This window comes from Alphaproteobacteria bacterium, from assembly GCA_035625915.1.
Taxonomy (GTDB): domain Bacteria; phylum Pseudomonadota; class Alphaproteobacteria; order JACZXZ01; family JACZXZ01; genus DATDHA01.
Genome location: DASPOR010000146.1, coordinates 1 through 3640, shown reverse-complemented (window position 1 = coordinate 3640; position 3640 = coordinate 1). Strand labels below are relative to the sequence as shown.

The following is a 3640-nucleotide window of genomic DNA, read 5'->3' as shown; positions in this document are numbered from 1 at the left end:
CAAGCTCTGGCTGATCGAGCTGTCGTCGCCGTCAATACCATTGGCCGTATCGAGACCGGCTCGGATATGGATCGGCGGGGTGCGAGCTATTTTCGTGTGATCCGCGCCTTCGAGACAGCCGGAATCGAATTCCTCTCGATCGGTGAAGGCGTCCAATTTGCGCCAAGACGCCGGCGTCAGCGTACCAAATAAATGTCAAAGACGTCGGCCCGCTTCAAAGCAACGGTGCATTCCGTGAGCAGGTCGTTCTCGCGTTCGATTCGACGGAATTTTGTGAAGGTCATCGATTGAGAAGTCTTCACCGGAGGCTCGCTGGCAAGGATCGCGTCTTGGCGTCACCGGGCAGATGTAGAATCACAAACGCGCACGCGGACAGGCGTGCTGAAGAGCTTACGACGAGGGTTCGATTCCCTTCACCCGCTCCAAGCCCACGGCGCCCGGCCCCGGCAAGCGTTCTGAACTAGCCTGCGACGGCAAGGTGACGCCTTCGCGGATGACGCCACAGCCAAATCGCGATTGAGAGATTGAGCAGATTCCAGACGATGCCGTTGGCGAATGCAGCGGGGTAAGAGCCGGTCAGGTCGAAGATGGCGCCGGACATCCATCCGCCGATCGCCATGCCCATGGTCGACGCCATCAGGACGAATCCCATGCGTGTGGCCGCCTCTCGTGGCGCGAAATACTCGCGCACGATCATCGCATAGCTTGGCACGAGCCCGCCCTGCGCGAGGCCGAATAGTGCCGAGATGATATAGAGCGAGGTCAAGCTATTGAACGGGAGATAGAACAACAGCATGAGGCACTGCAGCGCCGAGCCGAAGAGCAGTGCCCGCACGCCGCCGATGCGATCGGAAATCCAACCCGACCCGAGCCGGCTCAGCACGCCGAAGCCGAGCATGAGCGAAAGCATTTGCGCTCCCCGCGCCACGCCGTAACCGAGATCGCCACAATAGGCCACGATGTGGACCTGGGGCATCGACATGGCAACACAGCACGCAAAGCCCGCGACCGCGAGAAGTGCTTGCAAGGCGTTGGGCGTAATGCGGATCGCACCCAGCTCGGCAACCGCTTGGGACGCGGATGCCGAACCCAGGAACACAGGTGCTCGACGCCTCAGCAAGAGGGCGAGAGGAAGCATTGTCGCGACGCAGAAAATGCCGACGCCGATGTGAGTCTCGCGCCAGCCATATCCATCGACGAAGTGCTGCAATATCGGCGGCCACACGGTGCCCGAGAGGTAGTTGCCGCTTGCGCAGATCGCGACCGCCATGCCCCGGTTGCGCGTGAACCAGTGGGAGACGTCGGCGATAAGCGGACCGAACGTCGAGGCACTGCCGAGCATGCCGATGATCAGGCCTTGTGCGAGCGCGAATTGCCAGAGGCTCGTCGTAAACGCCGCACCCACATAGCCGACGCCGAGTGCCGCGGCCCCGGCGACGATCGGGAATACGACGCCGAAGCGGTCTGCAATGCGGCCCATCCAAATTCCGCCGACGGCGAATCCCAACATCGTCGCGGTGTAGGGAAGGGAAGCGCTCGCGCGGGCGATGCCGAACTCGGCCTGTATCGATGGCAGGACGACGACGGCGGACCAGAGGCCTACGCCGCCGACGGTGCTGAGGAGGAGCGAGACCAGCAACCGCCGCCACGCATAGGCGGTCTCCACGCCGTTCTCCGTCATCGTAAGGCTGGTCATGGCAGCACCGACCCAATCGAGGCGGCAGGGCCGTGCGCCCGACGGCAGCACCTTTCGCCGTGCCGTGGAAACGCCGCAACCCATGGAGCGCCCATCGCAACGGCCGCGCTATCCATGAGGCCGGACGACGCATGCGAGCGACCGACAGTGAGCGAAAGCACAAACGGCATGGCGGTGATCGGCCTGAGCGCTTCCTCGACGGCGGACATTGATGGACCGAACGACCCCGCCCGCCGCGTCCCTCCGGATCGAGGTCGGGGCGAAACATACCATTCGAATGTGGGAGCGGAAAGGTCCGCTCACGCGAGTCAGTGCGGCGATTACCGCATGGCCGTCACGATACGATCGCCGGTCTCCGCTTGCTCCAGTTCGTCGCCTTCTCGTAGGCGTGGCCCGCACGCAGGACCAAGGCATCCTCGAACGGCCGCCCGGAAAGTTGCATGCCAAGCGGAAGGCCGGCGTCGGTGAAGCCGCAACGGAGGGCGAGCGTCGGCGTCCCCGTGACATTGAAGGGGAAGGTAAGGGAGGGGCGCTCGAACGAGCTCATTTTCGTCATGTCATCGATGAGGGGTGCTTCGAATGGGGTCGCGGCCGAGAGCAACAGGTCGAACGACCGCATTTTCTCGGTGAAGTGCGCGCAGAGTTCCCGCCGCATTCGTTGCGCCTGGATATAGTCCGCCGCCGTGACGAAGGCACCGAGGCTCAAGCGGTCGCGCATGAACTCGCCATAATCCTGCGGGCGGGATTTGAGCCACGGCTCATGAAGCGTGTAGGCCTCCGTCATCATGATGAGCATGCCGCACGAATGCCAATCCTCGAGCGGGGCAAGTGTTGCATCCTGGACTTCGGCGCCCAGACGGCGGAATGTATCCGCCGCCCCTTCGAGCGACTTTTTGACGGAGTCGTTCGACGGATTGTCGGTCTCATGGAAGTGGCGCACGAATCCAATTCGTAGGCCCTTGATTGGCGTCTCGATTTCCGCGCGAAAATCGGGGATGGGGACATCGGCGCTCGCGGGATCGCTCGGATCGTGGCCCGCCATCGCTTGCAGGAGGATCGCACAATCCTCGACGGTCCAGGCAAGCGGGCCAGCATGGTCGAGCGAGTAGGCGAGTGGAAGAATACCCCTGCGCGAGCAGAGGCCGTAGGTCGGCTTGATGCCCGCAACGCCGCAATATGCTGCTGGCAGACGGATCGACCCACCGGTGTCGGAACCGGTACCGCCCAGGATGAGGCCGGCGGCGACGGCCGCGCCCGTGCCGCTTGAGGAGCCGCCGGTGAAGTGTTTTGGGTTCCACGGGTTGCGCGCGGGCGGCCAGGGCAGATCGAACGACGGCCCGCCCCACGCGAACTCGTGAGTCGCGAGCTTGCCGAGCATGACGATGCCCGCCTCGGCGAGCTTGACGACCGTAACAGCGTCTTCCGTCGGTATGTGATCGGCCAACACCTTCGAGTGCGCCGTCGTGGCAAGACCCTTGGTGCAGTAAATGTCCTTGTGGGCGATCGGAATGCCGTGTAGCGCGCCCTTCGACTTGCCGGCCATAAGCGCTGACTCGGCGGCCTTCGCCTCGACAAGGGCGCGCTCGGCCGTAACGGAGATGAATGCACTGAGCTTGCCGTTCAGCCGTTCGATGCGGGCGAGGCACGACTTGGTAAGCTCGACGGGCGAAAGTTTGCGCGCGGCGAAAAGTTTTGCCGCTTCCGCAATCGTCTGAATTTCCGTCATGTCACCCTCATCCACGCGCTTTGAAGATCGTCGCCGGTTCGGCGAGCGGCGAGCGCTTTCCCCCAGCGCGAACGCGTTCCGCCATCGCCTCCACATAGGCGTAGGCGTCGTAAAGCTCGGTCTTCTGCTTGGGGGTGAGTGTGAGGCCCGCACGCATGGCGAGGGTCTCGAACGCCTCCTTGGTGATTGTGGGTTTTGGCACGAGCGGCTCCCTTCCT

General features: G+C 63.4%; 4 protein-coding genes. 1 reads left to right on the top strand and 3 read right to left on the bottom strand.

The annotated features are described in order from the left end of the window. Positions 1-192: hypothetical protein (locus tag VEJ16_11690; GenBank protein HYB10324.1), on the top strand; the 192-nt coding region annotated here is incomplete at its 5' end. A 268-nt stretch (positions 193-460) separates the two neighbouring features. Here the strand turns inward: VEJ16_11690 and VEJ16_11685 are convergent. The 3 genes from VEJ16_11685 to VEJ16_11675 all read right to left on the bottom strand — a co-directional run. Then, entirely contained in the window at positions 461-1696 is a 1236-nt protein-coding gene (locus tag VEJ16_11685) for an MFS transporter (GenBank protein ID HYB10323.1), read from the bottom strand. A gap of 334 nt (positions 1697-2030) precedes the next feature. After that, a complete protein-coding gene (locus VEJ16_11680) occupies positions 2031-3422 on the bottom strand; it encodes an amidase (protein HYB10322.1) in 1392 nt (463 codons plus the stop codon). 7 nt (positions 3423-3429) lie between these two features. Continuing rightward, positions 3430-3640 (bottom strand): hypothetical protein (locus VEJ16_11675; GenBank protein HYB10321.1); only part of this gene is annotated, 211 nt, incomplete at its 5' end.

Excerpts from the sequence above, each read along its gene's own strand:
- VEJ16_11680 (HYB10322.1), bottom strand. The coding sequence starts at position 3,422 with ATGACGGAAATTCAGACGATTGCGGAAGCGGCAAAACTTTTCGCCGCG.
- VEJ16_11685 (HYB10323.1), bottom strand. The coding sequence starts at position 1,696 with ATGACCAGCCTTACGATGACGGAGAACGGCGTGGAGACCGCCTATGCG.